Genomic DNA, 25577 nt, shown 5'->3' with positions numbered 1-25577 from the left:
CGGAGCAGGGGGGCGGTAAGGCGGCCCAGCACGGCCACACGACAAAACGTCATTGTGCCGCCGATTGCCGCGCGATGGTATGTATCCGTTGGTGATAGAGTCGCTGCTTCAGACACACTGGCGCAAGCGGGCGCGTGGAGAACAGCATGACAACACCCATTAAGATCGATTTTGTCTCGGACGTCTCCTGCCCGTGGTGCGCCATCGGACTGCATGCCCTGGAGCGGGCGTTGGCAGCCTTGCAGGGGACAGTGACGGCAGAGATCACGCTGCAGCCGTTCGAACTCAATCCTGACATGCCGCCCGCCGGTCAGGAGGTCGCTGCGTACCTGCATGAGCGGTACGGGATGAGCGCCGCGCAGCTGGCGCAGAATTCCGAGGCGATTCGCGCGCGTGGCGCCGAGGAGGGGTTCACCTTCCGCATGGAGCGCCGCACGCACATCTATAACACCTTCGATGCGCATCGCCTTCTGCACTGGGCCGCTCCGTCGGGCCGGCAGCTGGCCCTGAAACATGCGCTACTCAAGGCGTATTTCGAGGACGGGCGTAATCCGGGGGCGCACGATGTGCTGCTGGATTGCGTGGAGGCTGCGGGACTCGATCGCACGGAAGCTCAAGCCGTGCTGGCATCGGATGCCCATGCCGAGGCGGTGCGCGCGCAGGAGCAGTTCTACCAGGCACACGGCATCCGCTCGGTGCCGGCCATCATCATCAACGACCGGCACCTGATCGAAGGCGGGCAGCCCGCGCATGTGTTCGAGGCGGCATTGCGCCGTCTCGCGGAAACCGCCTCTCAATAGCGGATTGCCTTCGGCCTGGGGGCTGAAGACTTACTACAGGTCCAGCTTGGTGATCTTGGTGCCTTCCAGCGTCAGGTTAGCCATCAGGCCGGCGTTGGTGAGGACGAAGCCCACGACCGATTGCTGCGCGGTATTGGTGTCGATGTCGCCGTTGGCACCGACCTTGGCGAGGGCCACCGAGGCATCGACGCCGGCCGTCCAGCCCTTGCTGGCAACGAATTTGTCGAGTGCCTGCTGCGTCATGAACATGAAGTAGACCGCTTTCGATTGGGCGCCGATCTGCAATCCCCACGAGCCCGTGATGGTGCGGTAGTAGCCGGCGTTGCGGCCGCCGGTGCGCAGCGCGCCGTCGCCGAATTCGCCACCGACCACGAAGCCGGCGGCCACGACATTGGGGAACACAAGAATGCCGCGTGCGCGGTTGCCCATCTCGCGCGCGCCCTTGACGGTGCTGTAGAGCCGCGACAGTGCCGGGTCGATGGCTGCGTCGATTTCGCGCCGTTTCGCGGCCTTGTCGGTGGGCGCGTCGGGCGTTGTGGTACAACCGGCCAGCACCAGTCCACTCGTGCCGATGATCAATCCTGCGGTGCTGGTGATGAATGCTCTGCGTTCCATGATCTTGTCCTTGTGAAGTGAAGGGCTCAATGCAGCATAGGAGCCGCGCAGGATGAAGTCAATTTGCCGAACAAGCCCATCAGGCAAGGCTGTGACGTGGGCGAGACACGTCAGACAAACACGGATAGCAGGTATTGATGCCGCGGCCGTATCATGGCTTCCGCCCATCTTCCTGCTGTGTGCGCTGGCTGTGTGGCGTTCGTCGGATGTTCCGCATGCTCCAATTCAGAGGGTGACATGCAGTTGACCTTTCTCATGTTGTCGCCGCTTCGTCACCGCCGCCTGCTTCTGTGCCTGTGGATGGTGCTGTTCAGCCTGACGGGCTGCGCGAGCCTGCCCGAGCATGTGCCGCGCAAGCCGTCGGTCGCACTGCATGCGGACAACGGAACGTCCCTGGCGCGGCTGGTGAGCAGCAGCGTGCCAGCCAATATGCGCGATGGCTCGCAGTCTGGCTTTCGCCTTGTGACCTCCGGCGAGGAAGCGTTTGCGACGCTGATCGCGCTGGCCGATAGCGCCGAGCGCACGCTCGATCTGCAGTACTACATCATCAACGACGACAATTCGGTGCGCGAGATCATGAGCCATGTTATGCGCGCAGCGCGGCGGGGTGTACGCGTGCGGGTACTGGTGGACGATCTCAATACCGACGGCAAGGACATTCCGTTCCTGAAGTTCGCACGTCACCCAAACATCGAGGTGCGGCTCTTCAATCCGTTTCCCGCAGGACGTTTTTCCAAGCTGACGCGCTTCCTGAACGTGGTCACCGATGCGCGGCGCATCAACCGGCGCATGCATAACAAGGCATTCATTGCAGACAATGCGCTGGCCATGACAGGTGGCCGCAATCTTGGCGCGGAGTATTTCCTGCGCGACGATAATACCAACTTCGTCGACCTCGATGTGATCGTGGCTGGCCCTGCGGTCCAGCGCTTATCATCAGGTTTCGATGCCTTCTGGAACAGCCGTTTCGCTTTTCCGGTAGAAACCATCGCCAGCGAGGCGCCGGCATCGGCTGCGTCCGCCGCCCCGCCGGATCGGCCGCGCGGCGAGGCTGTGGTGGCGGACGTGCCGGGCGCCGCGTCAGGTCCCGCCGCGGTATCTGCGTCGGCCTCACCAGCGGACAAGCCGAGTTTTGCGCAGCCGGATCGCGAGGCGGCGCCAGCCGAGCGGCCCGAGGCGCAGGCCAATGTACTAGGGCGCCAGATCAAGGCGCGCCGGCTGCAGCTGGAGTGGGCGCCGGCAGTGGTGCGGGTAGACGATCCCTCAAAAATCGATCCGGATCACCCGCGTGACAGCTCGCAGACGATGGGCGATGAACTGGCGCGGATGGTACGCGGCGCCCGCGAGGAGGTCATCCTGATCTCGCCGTATTTCGTGCCCGGTGAGCGGGGCGTGGCGCTGATCCGCCAGCTGGTCGAGCGCGGCGTGCGCATGCGCATCCTGACCAATTCGCTGGCGGCTACCGATTCGCCGATCGTGCATGTCGGCTATGCGAAATATCGCAAGCCGATGCTTGAAAGCAAGGTCGAGCTGTATGAGCTCAAAGCGAACCAGGCAAGCACGGATCCACGCGCATCGCGGCGGCGTGGCTTGTTCAAGTCATCGCAGGCCAGCCTGCATGTGAAGGCGGTGGTGGTCGATGGCAATACGTTGTTTACCGGCTCGATGAATCTTGATCCGCGTTCGGTGACACAAAATACCGAGACAGGCCTGTTCATTCCCAACCGGGTGCTGGCGCAAGGCGTCGTCAAGCTGTTCGAAGAGTCGGCCTACGAGCACAGCTACCGGGTTGAGTTGGATGAACACGGTGGATTGCGCTGGGTCGAGGAGGTCGACGGCAAGGAAGTGGTGCATACCACCGAGCCGGAAACCTCCTTCTGGAAGCGCTGGTCGATTCGACTGCTTGGGCCGATTACGCCAGAGGAACTGCTGTAGCGCCAAACAGCCAGTGCACGCCAAGGTTGATGCCGAGGCCGCCGATCACAAGAAAGGCAAACAGGCAGGCAGCCAGCAGGAGCGGCCGGACGCCGGCGGCGCGGATTGCGCTGACCTGCGTGCGCAGTCCGAGCGCGGCCATGGCCATGGCGAGCAGGATGTTGTCGAGCTGCACCAGAAGATCGACCGCTGGGGCAGGAATCCGTCCTGTCGAATGCACGCCGCACGCCACGATGAACAGTACGGCAAACCACGGAATCGTCACGCTTCCGGCGGCGCGCTGCGGATCGCGCATGCCGGGTACGCGGACCAGCAGCAGAAGAAAGGGCGCCAGCATCATGACGCGCAGCATCTTTTCGATCACCGCGCTCGAGGTCGCGTGTTCACCGATTGCCTTGCCCGCGACCACAACCTGCGCAACTTCATGGATGGTAGAGCCGGCATACACCCCATAGACGTGCTCGGGCAATTGCAGCAGTGTCTGCAGCACCGGATACAGGAACATGGCGAGCGTGCCGAAGACTACGACGGTCGCCACGGCTACGGCCACCTTGTGGGCCGGGGCCTTGATCACCGGTGCGGTCCCCATGACCGCGGCTGCGCCACAAATGGCACTGCCAGCCCCGATCAGCGTAGCTGTCTGGCGATCCAGGCCGAACACGCGCGTGCCGAGCTGCAGGGCCAGCGTGAAGGTACCGGCGATCATCAGGACATCGATCAGCAATCCGGCCAATCCCACGTCGCCGATCTGCTGGAACGTTACCCGAAAGCCATAGAGCACGATGCCGGCGCGCAGCAGGCGGTTCTTGCTGAAATCCACACCTGCGCCAGTCTGGCTGGCCATGTGCGGAAAGATGGTGTTGCCGGCGAGCAGGCCAAACAGGATGGCCAGCGTAAGCCCGCTCAGGCCGGTCGCCTTGACCCAGGCGGTGCCGGCCAGCCACAGTGCGGTGGCAGCCAGCGCACCCGTGAGCGCAAGCCCGCGCCACCATGCACCATCGAGCCAGATGCGGTAGGGCGATTGATGTGACGGGTCGAACGAGGAACTCTGGGCGGAAGACATGGACGGCAGCAAAAGAGAGTGGAATTGCTGCCAGTCTAGGAAGGGCCGTGCTATATATCCAATACATCTTTTTACCATTTCCATGAGTTCAGGTTATGGCTCTCAATCTGCACCTGCTGCGCATCTTTTATACGGTGGTCGACACCCAAAGCTTCTCCAAGGCCGCCGAGACGCTGTTCATCAGCCAGCCCGCGGTATCCAAGGCGGTACGGGAACTCGAGCGGCAACTCGATCTTGCGCTCATCGAACGCGGCGCGCGGCCGGTGCGTGGCGTGCACCTCACCGAGGCGGGCCGTGCGCTGCACGAGCATGCACGCAGCATCTTTGCGCTGGAGCGCGTGGCGCTCGAAGACGTGCGGGCCCGCGTTGGATTGCAGCGTGGTTCGCTGACCATCGGCGCGAGTACGACGGTCGGCGGTTTCTGGTTGCCGCGTTACCTGTCGGCTTTCATGCGCCGCTTTCCGGAGGTGCCGCCTGATCTCCGGATCGGCAACACACATACCATCAGTCAGGCCTTGCTCGACTGCCATCTCGATCTCGCCGTGGTGGAAGGCTCGGTCGAGGATCCGCGCATTGCGTCGACACATTGGCATGACGATGCCTTGCTGCTGGTAGCCGCGGCCGGATCGGAGCTCGTGGCGCGCCGGCGCGTGGCTCCCGCCGATCTGAGCGCCAATGTGTGGTTGTTGCGCGAGCCGGGCTCGGGAACGCGCGAGGTGGCGGACCGGTTTCTTCGGGAGCATGGCGTGACGCCGCGCCATACGGTGGAGATCGGCAGCAATGCGGCCATTGCGCGTGTGGTGGCGGAGGGCGCAGGAATTGCGCTGCTGCCGGCGATGATGGTGGCCGATCTGATCGCGCTCAAGCGCGTCATGCGTGTGCCCTATCGCAAGGACGAGAGCGTGTCACGACCGCTGTTCGTGCTGCAGTTGAAGGACCGCCCGCTGTCACCGGCCGCGACCGCGTTCCGGGCGCTGCTCGATCAGTCACCGTCGGCGCGCCTGTAAGCACAGCTAGCTGTGCCCGCCCGTATGGCGCCAGCGTGAATTTGTAACGGCGATTGCACTGTCATGGGTGGATGTCGATACTGACGGACTGTTGCTGGTCGTCAGTGGTGCATGTTGCATGTCTGTGGTCGTCAAAGGCGGATTCCGCCAGCGTGTTGCCTTCCCGTGGATTGTCTCGTTCTGTCTCGGTGCCATCTCGGTGACCGGGGGATGCGCGCTGTCCGGCATCGAGGTGCCGGAGGCGGAAGCGGATTGGCATGTGCCGGAGCCCGATAGCGCGATTGCCCAGGCCATTGCACGCTCGGCGCGCACGCAGCGGATCCATTCGGTATACGGACTATGCGCGCGGCCCGGCGGATGTGCGAATGCGCCGGCGTCAGGCTCGGCCCGCATGGAGCGGCGTCTGGTGGAGCTCGACGATGGCGTGACCGTGCGCGTGGTGGTGGAGGGACATGCGCCCGCTGCTGCCCACGACGGCGCAGCAGTGCCGGTGGATCCGGCCGTGGCCCTGCCGCAGCTATACGGCGAGGTCTCGGGCCTGGACCTGTTCAATGGCGGCACGCTGTGGGCTGGCCGTCGTCCGGCGGTGGCGCACATGCCCAGCACGGGCGAGCAACCGGGCGGCATTCCGGCCATGAGCGCCGGCCTGGAGCGCATGCACCTGTTCGGTCCGCTGCGCTTTAACTACACCTATGCGGAAGCGGCCAATACCACGCTGGGTATCGTGCCGGCCTACCATCATTTCCGCATCGTCGATATTCCTGCCAATACCGGCGGGACGCTGCAACTCGGCATGACGCGGATTGGCGGAGTGCTGGAAGACGGATTGGCCGAACCGACTCCGCGTGGCTGGTGGCTGTCGGCCATGCACCGCCAGGAAGACGTGCTGGCCGCGACCAATCGCCTGGCCATCCAGCGGGGTGGCGGCGGCCTGCCTGGACCGCTGCAGGATTGGCAGGATGCGACATCGCTGGAACGTTGGCGGGTTGCCGATACGCTTGACTGGAAATTTCCGGCGGGTTTGTCAGGCACGCTCGGCGCTGCCATGCAGGTCGACCGCTCCAATGATGGCGAGGCGCGCTGGGTATCGCTCAGTGCACGTCCGGTGTTTGCACTGGATCGAGTGTTCCAGGTGGCCCTGCAGGTGGCGCACGACCGGCTGGCAGCAGAAGCGGCCTCGGCCAATCGCACCACCTTCACCGTTGCGCCGAGCTGGACCTTCGGGAAGACGCAGGGCGACGGTTCGATTCACGCATACTACAGCTACAGCCGCTTGTCCGATCCGCTTAATCCCATCAATTTTTCCGCCTTGTCTGGCGACGCTATGGTGATGGGCCCGGGTACGTCATTTGGTGTGCGATTGCAGCGTCAGTGGTAAGAAATTTCCCAGTACGGTGGTATGATCGGTACATTAAATATCTCTTAATTAAGAGATTAAATTTTCTTAGATCATCTTTGTATCGATTTAGGAAATAGATACGGCATATTGACTGTGCCAGCGTCATAGTTTGGCGCTAAGGTCACGGCACCTTGGGGGCGCGGGTAACCGCGCGGGATTCGGGCTGGCGGGTCGCATGAAGCAAAAGCAGTCCTGGTATGAAGCGATATATCGGCAGTTGCCCGCAGGCATTGCCGGGCTGGCGCTCGACGGTACCTTGTGTTTCGTCAATCCGGCTGGTTGCGCGATGCTCGGCTACGATGAATCCGAACTCGTCGGCCTGTCCCTGCGTTGTCTGGCATGCCCGGACGACGACCACCACCAGGATGCGCCTCCCGACCCCTCCATGGCCGGCCTGTTGCCCGGTGTTTCCCTTGTTACCTGCTGGCGTCATCGCCTCGGTCACCCGGTCTGGGTGCAAGTAACCTGCGTCCTGCTGGATGCCAATGATGCGCCAGCCGCGCGCATCCTGCAATTCCAGGATATCAGTGCCCGTCATGAAGAATTACTGACGTTGCGTCAGGCCGAGCAGCGCCTGACGCTCGTGCTGGAAAGCGCGGGCCTGGGTGCGTGGGACTGCGACCTGCGGACGGGAGCGATGGTGCTCAACCGCCAGTGGTACACCATGCTCGGTTACGAGCCGGATGAGCTGCCGGCCAAGCTGGGGGCGTGGCGTGATCTTGTCCATCCTGGCGATATCGGGCGTGTCTCCAAGGCGTTCGAGGCACATGTGCGCGGCGAAACCGACCGTTTCGAAGCCGAGTATCGCATGCGGACCCGCGCAGGCGACTGGCGCTGGGTATTGGGCCGGGGCCGCGTCGTGGCGCGTAGCGCGACAGGCGAGGCGACGCGCGCGGCTGGCACGCATCTCGATATCACTGCCCGTCGGCGCGAACAGGAGCAGGCGCGGCATCTGTCCCTCCACGATGTGCTGACAGACTTGCCCAACCAGCGTCTGCTGCAGGACCGGCTGTTCGTTGCGCTGAACGCCGCGCGTCGTTCACGCGAGACGGTGGCGGTTGTCTTCATTGATCTCGACAATTTCAAGAGCATCAACGACAGCCATGGCCATGGCGTTGGCGATGTGGTGCTGCAGGTCGCCGCCAAGCGGCTGCGGATTTCCATGCGCGGACACGATACCGTGGCGCGCGTGGGTGGCGATGAATTCGTGCTGGTACTGACACGCTGCGAGTCCCGCGTGGCGGTCGAGCAGACGGTGGACCGTTTGCTTGACGAGCTGGCACAGCCGATCGTGATCGGTAGCGGTAGCGTGCGGCTCGAGGCGAGTGCCGGGATTGCACTGTTTCCAAATCATGCCACCGATGCGCAGTCGCTACTCCGCTGTGCGGACATCGCCATGTATGCGGCCAAGCGCAAGGGCAAGGGTTGCTGCGCGACCTATGATGCCTTCGCGATGTTGCAACAGGCGGAATGACGCCGCCTGTCGTTCCCGCGTACTGACATATTCAGAAACGGTAGCGCAGGTACACCTGGCTGAAGTCGACGCCGGGATTCGGCCGCTTGATGTTGGCGTTGGAGATGTGCTGGAAGCGATAGCCGAGCGCGAACTGCTGCCGGTCGCCCATGGAAACGCCGACCCCGATCGTGTCGGCAAACTGGAAGGCGGTGCTGAAGCGATGCTCGTCCGACACACTGGTGTGCGAGAGACCGCGTACGCCGATACCGGCCTCAAGGTAGGGCACTACGCTCCAACCGCGATACTCCAGTCGGAACATCGGTGAAACACCGGCCTCGAAGAGGTTGCGGCGATTGGTGCCGCTCTTGGCATTCCAGTGCGCCAGCGCCAGCTCCACATCGAGATTCAGTTGCCAGCCTTGCGGGTTGCCCCATTTCCAGCCGGTATCCCAGATCAGGTTTAGTTCCGTCTTGTCGATATCCTTGCCGGCATCGCGGCCGACCAGGACCTGTACGGCCGGTACGGGGACGAATGGATCCGCCTGCGCGGCGGTGGCTGTAGCGCCGAGCACGGCGGCGGCGAGCCAGTGGCGCAACTGGGCGGGACGTTGGGCGAACATAGTGACCTTCCTGGTTTTCGTTATTTGTTGTTTAGGATGCAGCGCGTGACCGCTGCAAAGACTTTAAAACGTTGCCTGCAGGTTCGGCAAGCAATATCCAGTCCCGCTGTGCGGATAACCTGTCAGCGGGATTGCAGCATGAGCAGCGCCGTGGTGAGCAGCAGCCCGCAGAACAGCAATCGCAGTTTGCGCTCCGGCAGGCGATGGGCGAGCGCGACACCCCACGGAATGCTGAGTATGCCGCCCAGCGCCAGCGGAATACCGGTATGCCAGTCGACCAGGTCGGCTGCGGCATAGGTTCCCAATGCCACGAGGGCTCCCGGTGACACCAGGGCAAGCGAAAAACCCTGTGCGGCGGCTTGTGTCACACCGAACAGGCCGGTCAGTGCTGGCGCGGCAATGACGCCCCCGCCGACACCGAAAAGGCCGGAGGTCAGGCCGCCAAGCATGCCGACCACGATGGCCCAGGGCCTTGCCAGAACGACTCGCGCCCGCGTGGCGCGGCCGCGCAGCAACCGCCACGCGAAGAAAGCGGTAAGCGCGATCAGGAAAAAGGCAAAGGCGGTGCGCAGCGCATCGGCATCGACCACCGTGGCCATGCGGGCGCCCAGATACGTGAACAGGATGGCTGACAGGCAGAGGAGCGCGACCATGCGCATGTCCAGGTGGTTGCGCCGGTGATACTGCCAGAAACCGACGATCACGTTGGGCGCGACCATGACCAGTGCCGTACCCTGCGCCAGGGGTTGATTCATGCCGAACACCAGGCCCAGGACCGGGATGGCGATCACGCCGCCACCGATGCCAAAGAGACCGCCCATCACGCCAAGGGCCGCGCCCAGCACAACATCGGCGATAAAGGAAACGACAGTCATGAAGCGGTGAACGGGAGGCAGACTCGAGCGGCGAAGGCGGTATTGTGCACCCAATTCATGCGCATTGCCGGGGCCGGATGCAGGTGTGATTTGCGCTTGCCGTTAAAATGGCGTTCATGCGATGGCCTCAGCGTGCCGTCATCGTCCCATATTGCCATGTTGCCGGAGTCCCGCCATGTTCTCTGTCCGTCGTGTTGTTTGCTGTGTTGTCTTGTCGGCAGGAGGGCTTGCCAGCCCCGCAATGGCGGCCGATACCGCCGCGACGCCGCGTTCTGCATTGTCTCTGTGCCACACGCCAGATGGCGGCGTGGCGTTCCTGGGGCGTGCGCAGTCAGGGTGCGAACTGGTGGCGCCGGCTGCCACGGGTAATCCCAACCCTGAACGTTGGATGTCGTGGATGGGTCCGACCGGGCGTGTGCTCTATCTCGATCGCCAGTCGGTCGTCCACGATGGCACCAAGCTGGGACTGGTCCTGATGCGCAATCTGCCATCGGCGGCCGGTGACGATGGCGTGATACGCACCGCGCACGGCGAGACCATCCGTTCGTCGCTCAAGCGCGTGGTGTTCGACTGCCTGTCGTCAACCTATGCCGTCTTCGAGCAGTCGCTGTTCGGCAAGCGCTATGCGGCCGGCAAGCCGCTGATGACGTTCCGCTACCCGGGTGGCAAGGCGCGGCCCGTCACGGAGAATGGCGCCCTGGCCCAGCTGGCGTCGCGTTTCTGCTCTGCACGATAAGCGGCAAGCGACGGCATGCCTCTGACCCTTGCCGCGCCTGCGCATAGCGATCTGCAGATCCGCAAGAGCCGGTTCATCGGCTGTGTCGAACCGGTGGCTGGTCGTGTGGCTGCCTTGCAGCGTGTGAGCGCCTTGCGCGCGGCCCACCCTGGCGCGGCGCATGTGTGCTGGGCCTTGATGGCAGGCGGTGAATCGGCGGCAGTCGACGATGGCGAGCCGAGCGGAACGGCGGGTAGGCCAATGCTCGATGTGCTGCGCCATCATGATCTCGAAGGCGTGCTCGCGACGGTGGTGCGCTACTTCGGCGGCGTGAAGCTGGGCGCGGGCGGCCTGGTGCGCGCCTATACCGATACCGTTGCACAGGCGCTGCTGGAGGCCGACAAAGTGCTCCTGGTGCGCAAGCGTACGGTGGGTTGCAGCGTGCCATACGCGTTCGAAGGCGTCTTGCGTCGCAGCCTCGAAGCGGCGGGCGCTGAACTGTTGCGTGTTGCCCATGGTGGCGTGGTTGAGTTCGAATTCGCGCTACCCGAGGGGGACGTTGCCGACTTCATGCACCGCATGACCGAGGCGAGCCACGGGCAGCTGTCATGGGATCGCGATGCCGGGGCGGACGAGGCTTCCGGTCACCGGTAGCGTGCACGCTGCACGCGTACGCCTGGCAATTCACTTGTCTCATATCCACGCATCGGGCCGGAGATGTCGCCACCGCGTATTCGCGGTAAAGGTGCTGCCAAGGGCATGCGGTGAGACGTCCGATCCCACCCACCGTGCACGGCGCGAGCGCCAGTGTCCGCACGGCCGTGCCTCCGCGGCTGCACAGATAGTCAAATAATTTGATGAATTAATTCAATCGATGCCCAACCAGCATGGATGGCGAAACCCTATAGTTCAACCATACAAGCTGATTCAGATGGAGATCGAAATGTCAAAGTATTTGTTTATTGAGAGCAGTGTGCGTGGCGAAGCTTCGGCTTCCGGTCAACTGGCGGCACGCCTGAAAGCGCAGGTGCAGGCCGCCGGGCACGTCGTCGCCACACGCGATGTGGGTGCCGACCCGTTGCCGCCGCTGGATGGCGCCCTGCTGGGTGCGTTGTTCTCGGCAGCGGATGGCCGATCCGCCGAGCAGCAAGCCCAGGCGGATCGGGTCACGGCCCTGATCGACGAATTGCAGGCGGCCGATACCGTGGTCATCGCTACCGGCATGTACAACTTCGGCGTACCCGCACAACTCAAGACGTGGTTCGACTACGTCCTGCAGGCTGGCCGGACGTTCCGCTACACCGCCGACGGCCCCGTGGGCCTGGTGACCGGCAAGCACGCCATCATCCTGGCGGCGACGGGCGGCATCTACAGCAGCGGTCCTGCTGCGGCAGCCGATTTCATGGTGCCGCACGTCAAACAGATGCTGGCCTTCATCGGCATCACCGATGTCACCGTCGTGCGCGCCGAAGGTCTGGCACTGGGCGAGGCGTCGGCCCAGGCGGGCATGGCCCAGGCCCTTTCCGTGGTGGAAACACTCCAGGCGGCTTGAGCCTTGGGCAGCCCTGGTGGCTGTTCTTCGTTCTTCAGGTGCGGCGGCCCGGTCAGTGAACCGGGCCGCCTGCCGTTGAAGAGGCCGAGCCGGCGCAAGGCGTCCGGCACGCCTGCGTTGTAGCGGCCGGTGCATCTGTTACCGGCATTTTTTACATCGTCGCGTTCTTCTTCCACTGATTGTCGCGACGCGGGCTGCGCTGGATTGCCGCCGTCGAGGTATTCCGCAAGACGGTCCCGGACTTGCTTGTCAGTGAGCATCGATTTCATACCTGCTCGCAAGGAGGAACCCATGCAAACGGAAACGCTCCAGCAATGTATTCGCGCGTGCTATGGCTGTGCGGTCGCCTGCGATCACTGCGCGGCGGCGTGCCTGTCCGAAGGCCAGGCCAACGCCATGGCGACCTGTATCCGGCACAATATCGATTGCGCCACGTTTTGCCGTACCGCCGCCGCGGTGATGGCGCGGCGGGGTCTGCTGCTTGGCGAGATCTGTGCCTTGTGCGCCGGTATCTGCGATCTGTGCGCGGCCGAATGCGCGCGCCATGAAGCAGCGCATTGCCAGCAATGTGCCCAGGCGTGCCGGAGTTGTGCAGAGGCATGTCGTGCAATGACCGTTGCGTGAGACTGCCGGGCGGGCCAGTTGCAGGGCCGGGTGGATGATGCCTGCACCCGTGCCAAGGGGCAATGCGCTATATTGTCGCTACCACGACAAGACCTCTTATGAATCCCCCTGTTTCCTGCGCGTTGACTCCCGACCAGGTCGCCCGCTTCGATCTTGATGGTTTCCTTGTTCTGCCGCACCGCGCCAGTCCGGCCACGTGCACGGCACTTGCGGCGGCGGCCGGCGCCCAGTTGCAGAACCATATACCGCCGCTCGAATACGAAGCCGATCTCGGCTACCCGGGCGCGCCCCCCAGCCGTGCCGCCGAGGGCGGTACGACCGTGCGGCGGTTGCGTGGTACGTTTGGACGCGGCGCGGTGTTTCGCGACTGGGCCTTCGCACCGGAAGTGTGTGACCCAGTAAGGCAATTGCTGGGCGCGCCGCTGTATTTGACGCTGGCGCACCACAATGCGGTGATGACCAAGCACCCGCGTTACGGAACGGCGACGGGTTGGCATCGCGACAACCGCTACTGGTCCTTTGTGCAACCACAGTTGATCACGGCCTGGCTGGCGCTGGGTCCGGAAGATGCGACAAATGGGGCATTACGTGTCATTCCTGGTTCCCATCAGGTTGCGCTGGCACCTGGCCAGCTCGATTCCCTGAGCTTCCTGGTCGAGTCGCACCCGGACAGTGCGGCGCTGGTGGCGCGGGCGATGGAAGTCCCCCTGCAGGCCGGCGACGTCCTGCTGTTCGACAGCAGACTGTTTCACAGTGCCGGCCGCAATGAGGGCGAGCGCGTCAAGATGTCGGTCGCCTTTACCTACTACGGTGCAGGCAACCAGCCGGTACCCGGTTCGCGGACCGAGGCGGGCGGCAGCGTGGCGGTACCTGCTTCGGCTGACCCATCCTGATTCCATCACCGGCGAAGCTCGGCCCGGCTGCGCGAGGTACCCGCTGCAAGTGGCGGGGCGTCAGCCTGCTGCCCGGCGGCCCGGAAAAGGTGTGCGGTACCATAACGGCTTGGTTGCCGCCAAGATGCGGTGTGCCCGTATTTCACGTTTCCCTGCGCTCTGATCGGTCCAGCCTGTCCCACGTGCGCGCGCACGTCGACCGATCCGCCCCAACCGGTTTGGAGAGTTATGACCCTGATGTCGTCCCGTATTCTGGTGGCCTGCCGCATGGCTCTGCCGGCGAGCCTCCTGGCTGTGCTGACAGCCTGTTCTTCCTTGTCTTCCGGGCCGGTGGAGCCCGGCCACTACCGCGTACAGCGCGGCGATACGCTGTACCGGATCGCCTCCAAGCACGGCCAGCGCGTGGCCAACCTGGTGCGCTGGAATAACCTGGTTGACGCGAACCGCATCGAGGAGGGGCAGGTCTTGCGGGTTGCGCCGCCGACAGCGCAGGCCAGTAGTGGTGAGGGTTCTGCCACGACGCCAGTGGCGACGGTGCCGCCGGCAGCCGCAGGCGCGGGGGAGAACGCGGCGGCGGGTGAACTTGGCGCGGGTTTCTCGTTGCAGTGGCCGGCGCGCGGGCAAGTCATCGGGCGTTACGATGGCAAATCGAACCGCGGCATCGACATCGCTGGTGAACGCGGCGAGCCGGTCCTGGCGGCGCACGAGGGGCGTGTCATCCATGTCGGGCCGCTGCGCGGTTATGGCAACCTCGTCATCCTCAAGCTGAACGATCGTTATCTGTCTGCCTACGCCCACAACGAGCAGGTTCTGGTGCGCGAGCAGGAGACCGTGGCGCGCGGCCAGAAAATCGCGGAAATGGGCAGTTCCGATACTGATCGGGTGAAACTCCACTTCGAGTTCCGCCGTGACGGAAAACCGATCGACCCGACCCGTTTTCTGTCACCGCGATAGCTTGATGTTTCACGCGTGTAACCGCTGTAACGGTAGAGTACATCTGAGTGTTTGCCAGCGTTGTGATTTTCCCTGAAACGTCCTATTGTCCACATACGGGCACGAAATATCGCGCACGCTTCCCTTGCCGTGTGCATAGCAAGATGCTCGACCGGGCATGTGATCCACACATGGTTTTTTGAGCGGACGTTGCTGCCAGGAGCAGCCGCGCAACAGGGACACACATCATGAGTGAGCTATTCAAGCAATTGCGCGCAGTGCGTAAGTCACGCCGCCTCAAACAAGAGGAAGTGGCCCAACGCGCGGGAATTTCTCGCGAGGCCTATCTGCGTGCGGAGTCGGGGCAGGCGGATCCAAGAATGTCGACGTTCGTGTCGGCCTGCAATGCCCTGGGGCTGGATGTCTTCATGGTGCCGAAGCATTTGAGTCCCGAGATCACCGCGTTCCTCCAGGCCAACGATGCCATTCCTGACGAAAGCGCCGGGCGGCGCGGCGCCAGTCAGCCAGCTGGATTGACGCGCGATGCCGGAGCGCCTGCCGCACCCGCGGCGGATGGTGGTACTACTGCAGGCGGTGCGGGCGGGTCATCGGGCGGCGCAGGATCTTCCTCGCCGCCGTTGAACAAGGCCTGACACCGCTGGAAATCTATCCGCTGGCATGCGCCAGCGTGCATCTGTCCATGCCCCGGTGATCCGGGGCATGCGGCTTCCGTTATTGCCGTGGCGTCGTAAATTCGAAACTCGGCGCGCTCGCGCTATTTCCCTGGTTGCCCGCCGGAGGCAACGACAATTCGCGCGGTGTTTCGCTGCCACGTTCCTGGTTCCGATCTCCCCCCAACTGCAGTTCCCGCACGACCGAACGGTCCTGTTGCGCGTGCTTGTCCACACTGACCAGCGCAGGGAAGGCGATGATGAGCGCCACCATGATGAGCTGGATGACGACAAACGGTACCGCGCCCCAGTAGATGTCGCTGGTCTTGACGGTGCGCGGGGCGACGGAGCGCAGGTAGAACAGAGCAAAGCCGAACGGCGGGTGCATGAATGACGTCTGCATGTTGACGCCAATCAGCACGCCAAACCAGATCAGGTCGATGCCGAGCTTGTCGGCCACCGGCCCGACAAGCGGAATCAGGATGAAGGCCAGCTCGAAGAAATCGAGGAAGAAGGCGAGCAGGAAGAACAGGATGTTCACTACGACCAGGAAGCCAAGCTGGCCACCCGGCAGGGCAGTCAGCAGGTGTTCGACCCACAGGTGGCCATCGACGGCATAGAAGGTCAGCGAAAAGACGCGTGCGCCAATCAGGATGAAAATGACGAAGGCCGACAGCCGCAAGGTCGACTCCATGGCTTGCCGCAGCAATGGCATTGCCAGGCGCCTCTTGGCCAGCGCCAGCACTAGCGCGCCGAATGCGCCCATGCCGCCGCCTTCCGTTGGGGTGGCCACGCCGATAAAGATGGTGCCTAGCACGATAAAGATCAGCGCCAGTGGCGGAATCAGGACAAACGTGACTTTCTCCGCCATCCTGGACAGCAGATTCAGGTGCAGCACCCGGTTGGCAACCGCGATGCAGAAGGCGAGGGCAATGCCCGCGCCGATGGCGACGACCAGGCGCTCGTCGAGCGGCCCGCCGGGTTTGTAGCGCAACGCAGTGACGATGCCAGTGGCCGTGGCGAGGGCTGCCAGCACCAGGACCGAGCGCACGCCGGAACGGCCATCCGCCTCGCGGAAGATGCGCGCCTCGGGCGGCAGGGCAGGGGCCGCCGCCGGCCGGATCATGCTGACGATGAAAACATACGCCATATACAGCCCGGCCAGCAGCATGCCAGGAATGAATGCACCCTTGTACATATCGCCAACCGAGCGCCCAAGCTGGTCGGCGAGCACGATCAGGACCAGCGACGGCGGAATGATCTGCGCAAGCGTCCCTGATGCGGCGATGACGCCGGTCGCCAGGCGTTTGTCGTACTGATACTTCAGCATGAGCGGCAGCGAGATCAGGCCCATTGAAATGACCGAGGCGGCCACGACGCCGGTAGTGGCCGCCAGCAGTGCACCGACGAATACCACCGCATAGGCCAGTCCGCCTCGGATGGGGCCGAACAGCTGGCCGATGGTATCGAGCAGGTCCTCGGCCATGCCCGAACGCTCGAGAATCAGGCCCATGAAGGTGAAGAACGGGATGGCCAGCAGCGTGTCGTTTTCGATGATCCCGAACAGGCGGTTCGGCAGCGCTTGCAGCAAGGCTGGTTGCAACAGGCCCAGCTCGATGCCGAGGAAGCCGAACAACAGACCATTCGCGGCGAGGGCGAAGGCAATGGGAAAACCCGACAGCAGAAAGAGCACCAGCGAGACGAACATGATCGGCGCCATGTTCGCGATGAGAAATTCCGTCATGGCTGGCGCGCGCTCACGGTTGCAAGTCGTTGGAGGGGGAAGGCGCGTCGTCTGCCAGCCCATTGGCGGCGCGGCCGAACATCGCAGCAGGCAGCTGGCCCCGCAGGTAGGCGATGCGCTTGATCAGTTCGGAGAGCGCCTGCAGGATCAACAGGACAAATCCGGCAACAATCAGGAATTTCGCGGGCCAGCGCACCAGACCTCCGGCATTGCCGGATTTTTCGCCAGATACGAAAGCGTCCCATGCATAGGGTGCGGCAAACCACAGGATGACGGCACTGATGGGCAGCAGGAACAGGCACAGCCCGCCGATATCGATCCAGACCCGCACGCGCTCCGGAAAGCGCCCGGTGACGACATCGATGCGTACATGTTCATCGCGCTTCAACGTGTAGCCCGCTCCGAGCAGGAAGATTGCTGCGAACAGGTACCACTGCAGTTCCAGCCATGCATTCGAGCTGATATGCAGGCTGTAGCGAATCAGCGCGTTGCCCGCGCAGATCAGCACGGCCAGCAAAACCAGCCAACTGGTCCAGCGGCCCACGGCTTCGCTCAGGGCATCGATGGCCCGTGATAGTCCCATGAGAGCGGCCATGGCGCCTCCTGGTTGAAATGACCGCCACATGCGGTCGGTAGCCTCGGTGACTGTCCTGCGGCCTACAGCTTGTGCTGGAAGCTGAATTGCGCGAATGCCTGCTCCGTGACGTTGAACCAGGCGGCTTCATTGTTGCGGTATACGCGCCAGTCGTCGAAGATCTTCTTGAATGCCGGGTTCTTCTCGCGCTCTTCCGCATAGGCATCCTGCGTGGCCTTGAAACACGCCTCAAGGATTTCCCGGGAGAACGGGCGAAGTTTCACGCCGTTTTCCAGCAGCCGGGCAAGGGCTTGCGGATTGACGTGGTCATACTTGGCCGTCATCTGCGTATGGGCCTCAAGCGATGCGGTTTCGATGGCCGCCTGGTATAGCGGCGGCAGCTTGGCCCATTCTTTTGCCGACACGTAGAACGACAGCTGCGCGCTGCCTTCCCACCAGCCGGGATAGTAGTAGTAAGGCGCAACCTTCTGGAACCCGAGCTTCTCGTCGTCATACGGGCCGACCCATTCGGCCGCGTCGATCGTGCCTTTTTCGAGGGCCGGATAAATGTCGCCCCCGGCGATCTGCTGCGGCACCACGCCCAGGCGCGAGAGCACGGCGCCGGCAAAACCGGCGATCCGGTACTTGAGCCCCTGGAGGTCGGCCACGGTGCGGATTTCCTTGCGGAACCAGCCGCCCATTTGTGCGGAGGTGTTGCCGCCCAGGAAATTGACGATGTTGTAATCGCTGAAGAACTCCCGCATCAGCTTCATGCCGTTGCCCTGCAGCATCCACGCGTTCTGCTGGCGTGTGGTGAGGCCGAAGGGAACCGTCGTATCGAAGGCCATGGCCGGATTCTTGCCGTAGTAGTAATACCCTGCGGTATGGCCGACCTGAACGGTATCGTTCTGCACGGCGTCGAGTACCTGCAGGCCCGGCACGATTTCGCCTGCGGCGAAGATCTTGATATTGAACTTGCCGTCGGTCAGGCTCTTGACCCGATTGGCGAAGAGCTCGGCCGTACCGTAGATGGTGTCGATCGACTTGGGAAAACTGGAGGCCAGTCGCCACTCGATGGCTGGGTTGCCGGTCGTCACCGAGGGGGCTGCGGAAGGCGCTGGAGCCTGCTCTTTCTTGCTGCAGGCTGCCATGGCCGTACCGGCCACGGCGGCTGCCGATGCCTTCAATAGAAAGGAACGACGTTTCATCTGGGGCTCTCGCGGGTCTTTTTGCCCGGATGATGCCGATCCTGCCTGCAGATGACGGGCAAAACTGGTTGCTGGTGTGCCATAGCCAAGGTGCTGGTCATGGCACACCGATTGTAGAGAGGCGGCTGGGCATGCACAAGGCGTGGAATTCCCGGAGTGACAGATAACTGTCAGCACTGACGCACGCCGCGACGCGGGTGCGCATGACTGCCGGCTGCGGTATGGCGGCAGAGAGCGTGGTCGTGGAGCGGGGAGGGGAAAGAAAGGTGTCCGTGCCTCCCCTCAGGGAGGACGGACATAGTCATCGCGCCGGGTAGCGACTGGCTGGATCAGTCAGTACGTTGTCGCAGCATCGGTGCGATTTGCGCCTCGGGTGAGGCAGGCGACACGTGCCTGGATGGCTGGATCGGCGCTGCCGAAACTTAGCCGTTCACGTAGGCGATGTTGGCCTTGCGCGCGACTGCCTGCAGACGCGCCACGAAACCGTGCAGCGTGTTCCACAGGCCGGCGAGCGACGTGTCGCGATCGGCCATGTCACGGAAGTCACCGTTCAGTTCGCGGGCGATCAGTTCACGTTCGAGTTGGTCAGTGAGTTTGACGTCTTGGCGGGTTTGCATGGTAAGCACTCCTTAAAGTTGCCCCGGTCCGTTGACCTAGGGATTTCCCTCTTAGGGATTACCCTAAGTATAGCAGCATTCTTGTGCAATGCACCAGTCGCTGCTCCATTGTGGTGAAAGTGTGGTGCGGAACAGACATTGCCAGTTTGGGTGGCAGGACATAAAATGCAATTAACCGCCGTTCGTTTGTTTCGCCCACATCATGCCTGACTCGCAAATAATGGGGGGCTCCGGCCTCTTCGATCCAAACCTGGAAGATTGGCTGCAGCGGCCTGAACAGGCATTTGAGCACTGGTTGGCCATGCAGGGATTCCGCGCCAGCACGGCAACCGTCTATGGAGCGATGTGGCGTAAATGGTTGCGCTGGACAGGTGAACGCAAGCTCGCGCTGCCACGATGGCAAGCGCACCATATTGGTGAATTTCTTGACGATGGCGGATTGGAGAAGCGGCATCGGTATCGGTACGCCCGTTTGATCGAGCGTGTGTTTCATCATTTGCAGCATATTCAGGCAGCGTCTCACAACCCTGCGAGCCGCGCCGTCAGAGAGCGGCTCGCGGAAGGTGATAACGATCCGACTGCGTTTCTTGCGCCAGCGGAAATCGAGCATCTGATTATCCTGCTGCAGGTGCCCGATGGACGCCAGGGCGCTCATTCAACCCGTGTGACGGATTGGAAAGCCAGCCGTGACGCCGCGTTGGTCGCCGTGTTTCTGGGCGCCGGGCTCAAGGTTGGAGAAGCCCGCGCGCTCACGCTGGAGGCATTGGCGCCGGACTGCAGCAAGATCACTGTACCGCGCGGCAGACAAGGTCAGGTACGGCAGGCCGTCGTTCTGCCATTCGCTGCCGGGGTACTGCGTCATTGGGTCGCGCTGCGCGCAACGGCCGGCACGCAAGGAGGCTGGCTGTTTCCTGCAAACATCACCGGCCGCGCCATGCACGCCGCTTCGATCTACCGGCGTATCGAGCACTGGCTGGACGGAGCCGGCATTCTCTCAACAAGGCGCGAGCGGGCGTCGCCCCAGACCTTGCGGAATTCGCATGGCGCGCTATTGATCGAACAGGATCTGCCGCCTCAGGAAATTGCCAGCCAGCTCGGCATGCGGGATGTGGCCTCGGGGTGGCGGCTGGTGCAGGCATATCGCGACTGGCAGGCGCGCCTTGCCGGGCACCCACCCGCACGTGCTGCGGAGTGACCGAGGGTGGCCTGAGCGTTGCGCTACAATCACTCATCCTCTCAGGCACCTGTAAACCCATGCAAACCGTACTTCTGACCGGCGCGACCGGCTATATCGCAACGCATACCTGGATTGAGTTGCTGCAAGCCGGATATCGGGTAGTCGGCATCGATAACCTCTGCAACAGCAGCCCCAAGGTGCTCGGGCGCATCGAGACGGTCACCGGTATGAAACCGGTATTTGTACAGGGTGATGTGCGCGACCGCGCGCTGCTGGATCAAATACTGCGTGACCATGCGATCGAGGCGGTTGTGCATTTTGCTGCACTTAAAGCGGTTGGCGAATCGGTTTCCATGCCGCTGGCTTATTACGATAATAATCTCGGTAGTTTACTGACGCTGTGCCAGGCCATGGAATCCGCCGGGATTTATACCCTGGTATTCAGTTCATCCGCCACGGTTTACGGCAATCCGCATACGGTACCGATCCTGGAGGATTTTCCCCTGTCGGCCACCAATCCGTATGGGCAAACCAAGTTGATGTGTGAACAGATTCTGCGCGACCTCGAGTATGCCAATAAAAAGTGGCGCATTGGTTACTTACGCTATTTCAATCCGGTGGGGGCGCATGAAAGCGGGTTGCTGGGCGAGGATCCACGTGGCATTCCCAATAATCTGATGCCATATGTTGCGCGCGTGGCCGCGGGGAAGCTCGAGCGCCTCAGCGTGTTTGGTGGTGATTATCCGACCCATGACGGCACCGGAGTGCGCGATTATATCCACGTAGTGGACCTGGCGCGTGGTCATCTGCGCGCCCTCGATTATCTGGCAGGCGCGGACCATGGCATCACCGTCAATCTGGGTACCGGGCAGGGTTATAGCGTGCTGGATGTGGTGGCCGCCTATGAGAAGGCATCCGGCCGCCCGATTCCTTATGCAATCGTGGCGCGCAGGGCGGGGGATATTGCTACCTGTTATGCCAATCCAGCATTGGCGGAGCGACTGCTCGGGTGGCGCGCAGAAAAGACATTGGACGACATGTGCCGGGATTCGTGGCGCTGGCAGTCGGCTTATCCGGACGGTTTCAACGACTGAGGGACCAGACTGGCTTTGGTAACGCCGGTCTTGCTGGTTATCCGCCCGTAAGCAATCGCTGGAGCAATGGCCATTGCTCCAGCGATGCAGCGTCTTACCCGACCAGGAAATCGTCCACCGATTTACCGTTGGCCAGTTCTTTCACCAGCCACGACGGGCGTTTGCCGCGTCCAGTCCAAGTATTTCCGGCCGCATCGCGATAGCGGACAGCAACCTTGCGCACCGGTTTTTTTGCGGCGCTGCCGCCTTTGCTGCTGAAACCCAGTTCTTCAGCGGTGAGTCCGTATTGCGCGATTTTTTCCGTAATTTCCTTGATCACGGATGATTTTTCCCGTGTCTTGATCTCTTCCGCCTGTTTTTGCAACTCTGCGATTTGCTTGAGAATATCCTGATAGTTTGCCATTGCATTCCTTTTATTGATCGATTCGTCCTTATCCTGGACGCGCCCAGTGTGCCATTGAATCACCGGATTGTCATGCGCTTGAATCAATAATTCAGAGAAATACGCAAAATTTTGAGTCGCAACCAACAATGCTCTTGGTGACTCAGTATTTACATTTACCCATCAAGTAGGGTGGACGAATTATTGAATAAGGGTGAGCTCGCTGATATTCAGCACTGTGAGCGCTATGGAAACATTCAATGGAGGTTGGGGATCACAGGCGTGCCATCGCTGCTTCGGAGAGAAGTAAAAAGTTAAGAAAAGATCTCTTTTAATAACTTTTAAAAGATTTACTTTCTGCGCTGAAAGCGCGTAATGTGTACCCGTTTCTGCGGAGCCGCCTGCCGGCCACGTCTCAGGCGACTTCCGCGAGCCGATCGATCCGCACCAGGGCGGGGCCCGTCTTGGCGGGGAGGTGCGTTAGATTGCGTTGGGCGAGATATTCCGCGAATGCTTCGGCAAGTTCGGGGTGGCGCAATGCCATCTCTACGGTCGCCTTCAGGTAGCCGAGTTTGCTGCCGCAGTCGAAGCGCTGGCCTTCGTATTCGTACGCCAGCACTTGCTCTTCTGCGAGCAGGCTTTGGATGGCATCCGTCAACTGGTATTCGCCACCGGCTCCCGGTTGCAGGGCCCGGATATGGTCAAAGATACGCGCGGTCAGGATATAACGGCCAACCACGCCAAGATTGGAGGGTGCCGCTTCCGGAAGAGGTTTTTCCACAATGCCGTCAAGCTTGATCAGGCGGTCGTCCCAGTGGCGACCGTCGACGACGCCATAGGAACGGCTATTCTCCGGCTCGATGGTTTCCACCCCGAGTACGGAGCAACGATAGTGCGAGTAAAGATCCGCCATCTGGCGGAGCACGGGCGGGCTGCCGTCGATGAAATCATCGGCCAGCAGCACGGCGAACGGCTCGTCGCGGACTAGCTTTTCCGCACACAGCACGGCATGTCCCAGTCCCAGCGGTTCAGCTTGCCGGATATAGAAGCACTCCACGTTGCGAGGCTTGATGGACTGCACGGCTTCCAGCAAGAGCTGCTTGTCTTTGGCGGCTAGCTCTGCCTCGAGTTCGTATGCCTTGTCGAAATGATCCTCGATCGCCCGCTTGGAGCGACCGGTAATAAATATCATCTCTGTCATTCCTGCTGCTGCAGCTTCTTCAACGGCGTATTGAATCAGCGGCTTATCGACCACCGGCAACATTTCCTTGGGGCTGGCCTTGGTGGCAGGAAGAAAGCGCGTTCCGAGCCCGGCGACCGGGAAAACGGCCTTGGTGATCCGTGTGTGCATGGCGACTCCTCAGAATGAACAGGAGGAATATCGCAAGATGCGTTCCAGAACAGAACGCGGAGGGCGTATACAGAAATATTACGCAGAAACGGGTACGCTCTGCTGCCCGGTTCAGGGGCGATGGCGGACGATCTTGATGGCGTGGGGCGTGTCCGTTGATGACGAGCCGCAGGTGCCGCAGCCGCTATCGTCCCCACATCCGCTGCCACAGGCTGCTGCAGGAGTGTCATCGGTAAATCGCATGCCGAGGCGATGCCGAGCGCTGCCGGCCGGCGCTCGCATCAGGGCACGGGCCAGCGTGCGGCGTAGCGGCCGGACGACTGGACGCGCATAGCGGTTCAGCACCGCCATCAGGGCGATGCCGACCACCAGCGTAACAACGGCGATTTCAAGTGCGTGGTACATGTCAGCTCAAGGCAAGCGTCACACGGTATGTCACAAACGCGGCGAGATAGGCAAGACCGGTCAGGTACGCGGCGGCGAACGCCATCATCTTCCACGAGTTGGTTTCACGGCGGATGACCGCCAGCGTCGAAATGCATTGCGGTGCAAACACGAACCACGCCAGCAGCGAAAATGCCGTGGCCAGCGGCCACTGTGCGGCGATCATGGGCATGAGCTGGGCGGCGGCGGCGTCTTCGGAGCCCGACAACGAATACACCGTCGCCAGCGCACCCACCACCACCTCGCGCGCAGCCAGGCCCGGCACGAGTGCAATACAGATTTGCCAGTTGAAGCCCACCGGCGCGAATATCACTTCCAGCCCGCGGCCGATCATGCCGGCAAAGCTGGTTTCGATTGCCGGCACCGTCGAGCCGTCGGGCGGCGTCGGAAAGCTTGCGAGGAACCACAACAGTACCGTCAGCGAAAAGATGATGGTGCCCACGCGCCGCAAGAAGATGCGGGCCCGTTCCCAAAGGCCGATCAGAATATCGCGCGGATGCGGCAGACGATACGACGGCAGTTCGAGCAGTAGCGGATGGGCATCTTGTGCGGACCGGTACCATTTCATGACGTAGGCGACCGCGAGCGCGCTAACGATGCCGGCCACGTAGAGCGCGAACAGCACCACGCCTTGCAGGTTGAACAGGCCGCCAACGGTACGGTCCGGTACGAATGCGCCGATCAGCAGCGCATACACCGGCAGCCGGGCCGAGCAGGTCATGAGTGGTGCAACGAGGATCGTCACCAGGCGGTCACGCGGATTCTGGATGCTACGTGCAGCCATGATGCCGGGAATCGCGCAGGCAAAGCTCGACAGCAAGGGAATGAAGGCGCGGCCTGACAGCCCCGCGCGCGACATCAGTTGATCCAGCAAGAACGCGGCGCGTGGCAGATAGCCCGATTCCTCAAGGATCAGGATGAACAGGAAGAGGATGAGGATCTGCGGCAGGAATACCACCACGCCGCCGACGCCAGCAATCAGCCCGTCCACCACTAGGCTTTTCAGCAACCCCTCGGGCATCATTGCGCCGACCCATTCGCCCGCGGTCGCCGTCAAGCCTTCGATGCCATCCATCAACGGTTCGGCCCAGGAATACACCGCCTGGAACATCAGGAACAACACCACGGCCAGTAGCAGCAGGCCGAGCACTGGATGCAGCAGCACGCGGTCCAGGCGCTCATCGAGTTCGGCTGTGGCACGCGGCATCGTCACCGCAGCCTCGAGCACGCGCTTCACTTCCTGGTGCACATCGAAGCCGTCGCCAGGCGAGGTCGGTGCCGGCACGGACGGCAGGGCGCGATCGATGCACGCCAGCAACTCAGCTGCGCCACCCCGGCGGACGGCCACTGTTTCAACCACTGGCACACCCAGTGCTGTTTCCAGTGCAGCCCGGTCGATGCGAATCCCGCGCCGCGCTGCGGCATCGCTCATGTTCAGGGCCACCACCATCGGACGGCCAAGCTGGCGGATCTCCAGTGCGAAACGCAGGTGCAGGCGCAGGTTGGTCGCGTCGACCACGCAGACCAGCAGGTCCGGCTGGAACTCATCATGCAGTGCGCCAAGGACGATATCCCGCGTGATCGCCTCATCGGGGCTGGCAGCCTCCAGGCTGTAGGCGCCCGGTAAATCCATGACGCGCACGGCGCGGCCGGCAGGCGTCACAAGTCGGCCTTCCTTGCGCTCAACTGTGACGCCGGCGTAATTGGCCACTTTCTGGCGGCCACCGGTCAACAGATTGAAGAGGGCGGTCTTGCCGCAATTGGGATTACCAATCAGTGCAATCCGGCTGGCTGCGCCAGTTATCGAAGGGGAAGAGGGCAACATACTC

General features: G+C 62.4%; 27 protein-coding genes. 14 read left to right on the top strand and 13 right to left on the bottom strand.

Features of this window, described 5'->3' with window-relative positions:
* The first annotated feature begins 146 nt into the window (after nt 1-146).
* Nucleotides 147-800, top strand: a complete 654-nt coding sequence (locus tag ACQ3C8_RS15480) for a DsbA family oxidoreductase (protein WP_428853251.1) — start codon at nt 147-149, stop codon at nt 798-800.
* Between the two features lie 33 nt (nt 801-833).
* On the opposite strand, the gene ACQ3C8_RS15475 is transcribed toward ACQ3C8_RS15480, so the two are convergent.
* Nucleotides 834-1415 (bottom strand): BPSL1445 family SYLF domain-containing lipoprotein, encoded by a 582-nt coding sequence (locus tag ACQ3C8_RS15475; RefSeq protein ID WP_009522205.1) that lies wholly within the window; start codon nt 1413-1415, stop codon nt 834-836.
* A 255-nt stretch (nt 1416-1670) separates the two neighbouring features.
* Between ACQ3C8_RS15475 and ACQ3C8_RS15470 the strand changes: the two genes are divergently transcribed.
* Nucleotides 1671-3350, top strand: coding sequence for a phospholipase D family protein (locus tag ACQ3C8_RS15470; protein WP_428853250.1), 1680 nt, complete (start codon nt 1671-1673; stop codon nt 3348-3350).
* Here ACQ3C8_RS15470 and ACQ3C8_RS15465 read toward each other — a convergent pair.
* Nucleotides 3328-4413, bottom strand: a complete 1086-nt coding sequence (locus tag ACQ3C8_RS15465) for a YeiH family protein (protein ID WP_428853249.1) — start codon at nt 4411-4413, stop codon at nt 3328-3330. The genes ACQ3C8_RS15470 and ACQ3C8_RS15465 overlap by 23 nt on opposite strands.
* A 95-nt stretch (nt 4414-4508) precedes the next feature.
* Between ACQ3C8_RS15465 and ACQ3C8_RS15460 the strand changes: the two genes are divergently transcribed.
* From ACQ3C8_RS15460 to ACQ3C8_RS15450, 3 genes are all read left to right on the top strand, one after another.
* On the top strand, nt 4509-5420 hold the full coding sequence (locus ACQ3C8_RS15460) for a LysR family transcriptional regulator (RefSeq protein WP_428853248.1): 912 nt from the start codon (nt 4509-4511) through the stop codon (nt 5418-5420).
* 118 nt (nt 5421-5538) lie between these two features.
* On the top strand, nt 5539-6798 hold the full coding sequence (locus ACQ3C8_RS15455; RefSeq protein WP_428853247.1) for a carbohydrate porin: 1260 nt from the start codon (nt 5539-5541) through the stop codon (nt 6796-6798).
* A 196-nt stretch (nt 6799-6994) separates the two neighbouring features.
* Nucleotides 6995-8293, top strand: a complete 1299-nt coding sequence (locus tag ACQ3C8_RS15450) for a diguanylate cyclase domain-containing protein (protein WP_428853246.1) — start codon at nt 6995-6997, stop codon at nt 8291-8293.
* Between the two features lie 31 nt (nt 8294-8324).
* Here the strand turns inward: ACQ3C8_RS15450 and ACQ3C8_RS15445 are convergent, their stop codons facing one another.
* Complete coding sequence (locus ACQ3C8_RS15445) at nt 8325-8894, bottom strand: acyloxyacyl hydrolase (RefSeq protein WP_428853245.1); 570 nt, start codon at nt 8892-8894, stop codon at nt 8325-8327.
* A 122-nt stretch (nt 8895-9016) separates the two neighbouring features.
* Complete coding sequence (locus ACQ3C8_RS15440) at nt 9017-9769, bottom strand: sulfite exporter TauE/SafE family protein (protein ID WP_009522212.1); 753 nt, start codon at nt 9767-9769, stop codon at nt 9017-9019.
* Nucleotides 9770-10010: 241 nt separating this feature from the next.
* Between ACQ3C8_RS15440 and ACQ3C8_RS15435 the strand changes: the two genes are divergently transcribed.
* The 3 genes from ACQ3C8_RS15435 (at nt 10011) to ACQ3C8_RS15425 (ending at nt 12036) form a co-directional block, all read left to right on the top strand.
* The gene (locus ACQ3C8_RS15435; protein ID WP_050981046.1) at nt 10011-10505 is read left to right on the top strand and encodes a surface-adhesin E family protein; all 495 of its coding nucleotides are present in this window, start codon (nt 10011-10013) and stop codon (nt 10503-10505) included.
* Nucleotides 10506-10520: 15 nt separating this feature from the next.
* On the top strand, nt 10521-11138 hold the full coding sequence (locus ACQ3C8_RS15430; RefSeq protein ID WP_009522214.1) for an IMPACT family protein: 618 nt from the start codon (nt 10521-10523) through the stop codon (nt 11136-11138).
* Between the two features lie 289 nt (nt 11139-11427).
* On the top strand, nt 11428-12036 hold the full coding sequence (locus ACQ3C8_RS15425; protein ID WP_009522215.1) for an FMN-dependent NADH-azoreductase: 609 nt from the start codon (nt 11428-11430) through the stop codon (nt 12034-12036).
* 249 nt (nt 12037-12285) lie between these two features.
* On the opposite strand, the gene ACQ3C8_RS15420 is transcribed toward ACQ3C8_RS15425, so the two are convergent.
* A complete protein-coding gene (locus ACQ3C8_RS15420; RefSeq protein WP_428849555.1) occupies nt 12286-12582 on the bottom strand; it encodes a hypothetical protein in 297 nt (98 codons plus the stop codon).
* Here ACQ3C8_RS15420 and ACQ3C8_RS15415 point away from each other — a divergent pair.
* From ACQ3C8_RS15415 to ACQ3C8_RS15400, 4 genes are all read left to right on the top strand, one after another.
* On the top strand, nt 12535-12660 hold the full coding sequence (locus ACQ3C8_RS15415) for a four-helix bundle copper-binding protein (protein ID WP_428849553.1): 126 nt from the start codon (nt 12535-12537) through the stop codon (nt 12658-12660). The two genes, ACQ3C8_RS15420 and ACQ3C8_RS15415, sit on opposite strands and share 48 nt — an antisense overlap.
* A gap of 98 nt (nt 12661-12758) precedes the next feature.
* Complete coding sequence (locus ACQ3C8_RS15410) at nt 12759-13553, top strand: phytanoyl-CoA dioxygenase family protein (protein ID WP_009522218.1); 795 nt, start codon at nt 12759-12761, stop codon at nt 13551-13553.
* 228 nt (nt 13554-13781) lie between these two features.
* Nucleotides 13782-14507: a peptidoglycan DD-metalloendopeptidase family protein gene (locus ACQ3C8_RS15405; protein WP_009522219.1), complete on the top strand. Its 726-nt coding sequence runs from the start codon at nt 13782-13784 to the stop codon at nt 14505-14507.
* A gap of 227 nt (nt 14508-14734) precedes the next feature.
* Nucleotides 14735-15139 (top strand): helix-turn-helix domain-containing protein, encoded by a 405-nt coding sequence (locus tag ACQ3C8_RS15400; RefSeq protein ID WP_009522220.1) that lies wholly within the window; start codon nt 14735-14737, stop codon nt 15137-15139.
* 79 nt (nt 15140-15218) lie between these two features.
* Here ACQ3C8_RS15400 and ACQ3C8_RS15395 read toward each other — a convergent pair whose 3' ends face one another.
* The 4 genes from ACQ3C8_RS15395 to ACQ3C8_RS15380 form a co-directional block, all read right to left on the bottom strand.
* Complete coding sequence (locus tag ACQ3C8_RS15395) at nt 15219-16901, bottom strand: TRAP transporter large permease (protein ID WP_428853244.1); 1683 nt, start codon at nt 16899-16901, stop codon at nt 15219-15221.
* A 13-nt stretch (nt 16902-16914) separates the two neighbouring features.
* Complete coding sequence (locus tag ACQ3C8_RS15390) at nt 16915-17496, bottom strand: TRAP transporter small permease subunit (RefSeq protein ID WP_009522222.1); 582 nt, start codon at nt 17494-17496, stop codon at nt 16915-16917.
* 62 nt (nt 17497-17558) lie between these two features.
* Nucleotides 17559-18683 (bottom strand): TRAP transporter substrate-binding protein, encoded by a 1125-nt coding sequence (locus tag ACQ3C8_RS15385; RefSeq protein ID WP_009522223.1) that lies wholly within the window; start codon nt 18681-18683, stop codon nt 17559-17561.
* A gap of 422 nt (nt 18684-19105) precedes the next feature.
* Nucleotides 19106-19300, bottom strand: coding sequence for a hypothetical protein (locus ACQ3C8_RS15380; RefSeq protein ID WP_009522224.1), 195 nt, complete (start codon nt 19298-19300; stop codon nt 19106-19108).
* Between the two features lie 202 nt (nt 19301-19502).
* On the opposite strand from ACQ3C8_RS15380, the gene ACQ3C8_RS15375 reads away from it, so the two are divergent.
* Nucleotides 19503-20495 carry a tyrosine-type recombinase/integrase gene (locus ACQ3C8_RS15375; protein ID WP_428853243.1) on the top strand — a complete coding sequence of 331 codons (993 nt, stop codon included), beginning with the start codon at nt 19503-19505 and terminating at the stop codon, nt 20493-20495.
* Nucleotides 20496-20554: 59 nt separating this feature from the next.
* Complete coding sequence (gene galE / locus ACQ3C8_RS15370; RefSeq protein WP_009522226.1) at nt 20555-21571, top strand: UDP-glucose 4-epimerase GalE; 1017 nt, start codon at nt 20555-20557, stop codon at nt 21569-21571.
* A gap of 94 nt (nt 21572-21665) precedes the next feature.
* Here the strand turns inward: galE and ACQ3C8_RS15365 are convergent, their stop codons facing one another.
* The 4 genes from ACQ3C8_RS15365 to feoB all read right to left on the bottom strand — a co-directional run bounded on the left by ACQ3C8_RS15365 (nt 21666) and on the right by feoB (nt 25573).
* Nucleotides 21666-21974, bottom strand: a complete 309-nt coding sequence (locus tag ACQ3C8_RS15365; RefSeq protein WP_009522227.1) for an H-NS family nucleoid-associated regulatory protein — start codon at nt 21972-21974, stop codon at nt 21666-21668.
* 394 nt (nt 21975-22368) lie between these two features.
* Nucleotides 22369-23304, bottom strand: coding sequence for a UTP--glucose-1-phosphate uridylyltransferase GalU (galU, locus tag ACQ3C8_RS15360; protein ID WP_009522228.1), 936 nt, complete (start codon nt 23302-23304; stop codon nt 22369-22371).
* A 111-nt stretch (nt 23305-23415) separates the two neighbouring features.
* Nucleotides 23416-23709 carry a DUF6587 family protein gene (locus ACQ3C8_RS15355; RefSeq protein WP_009522229.1) on the bottom strand — a complete coding sequence of 98 codons (294 nt, stop codon included), beginning with the start codon at nt 23707-23709 and terminating at the stop codon, nt 23416-23418.
* Between the two features lies 1 nt (nt 23710).
* Nucleotides 23711-25573 (bottom strand): ferrous iron transport protein B, encoded by a 1863-nt coding sequence (feoB, locus tag ACQ3C8_RS15350; protein ID WP_009522230.1) that lies wholly within the window; start codon nt 25571-25573, stop codon nt 23711-23713.
* Between the last annotated feature and the right edge of the window lie 4 nt (nt 25574-25577).

The organism is Imbroritus primus (assembly GCF_964332355.1).
GTDB classification, from domain to species: domain Bacteria; phylum Pseudomonadota; class Gammaproteobacteria; order Burkholderiales; family Burkholderiaceae; genus Imbroritus; species Imbroritus primus.
The sequence above is the reverse complement of the archived record's forward strand: the minus strand, read 5'-3'. Positions and strand labels throughout refer to the sequence as shown.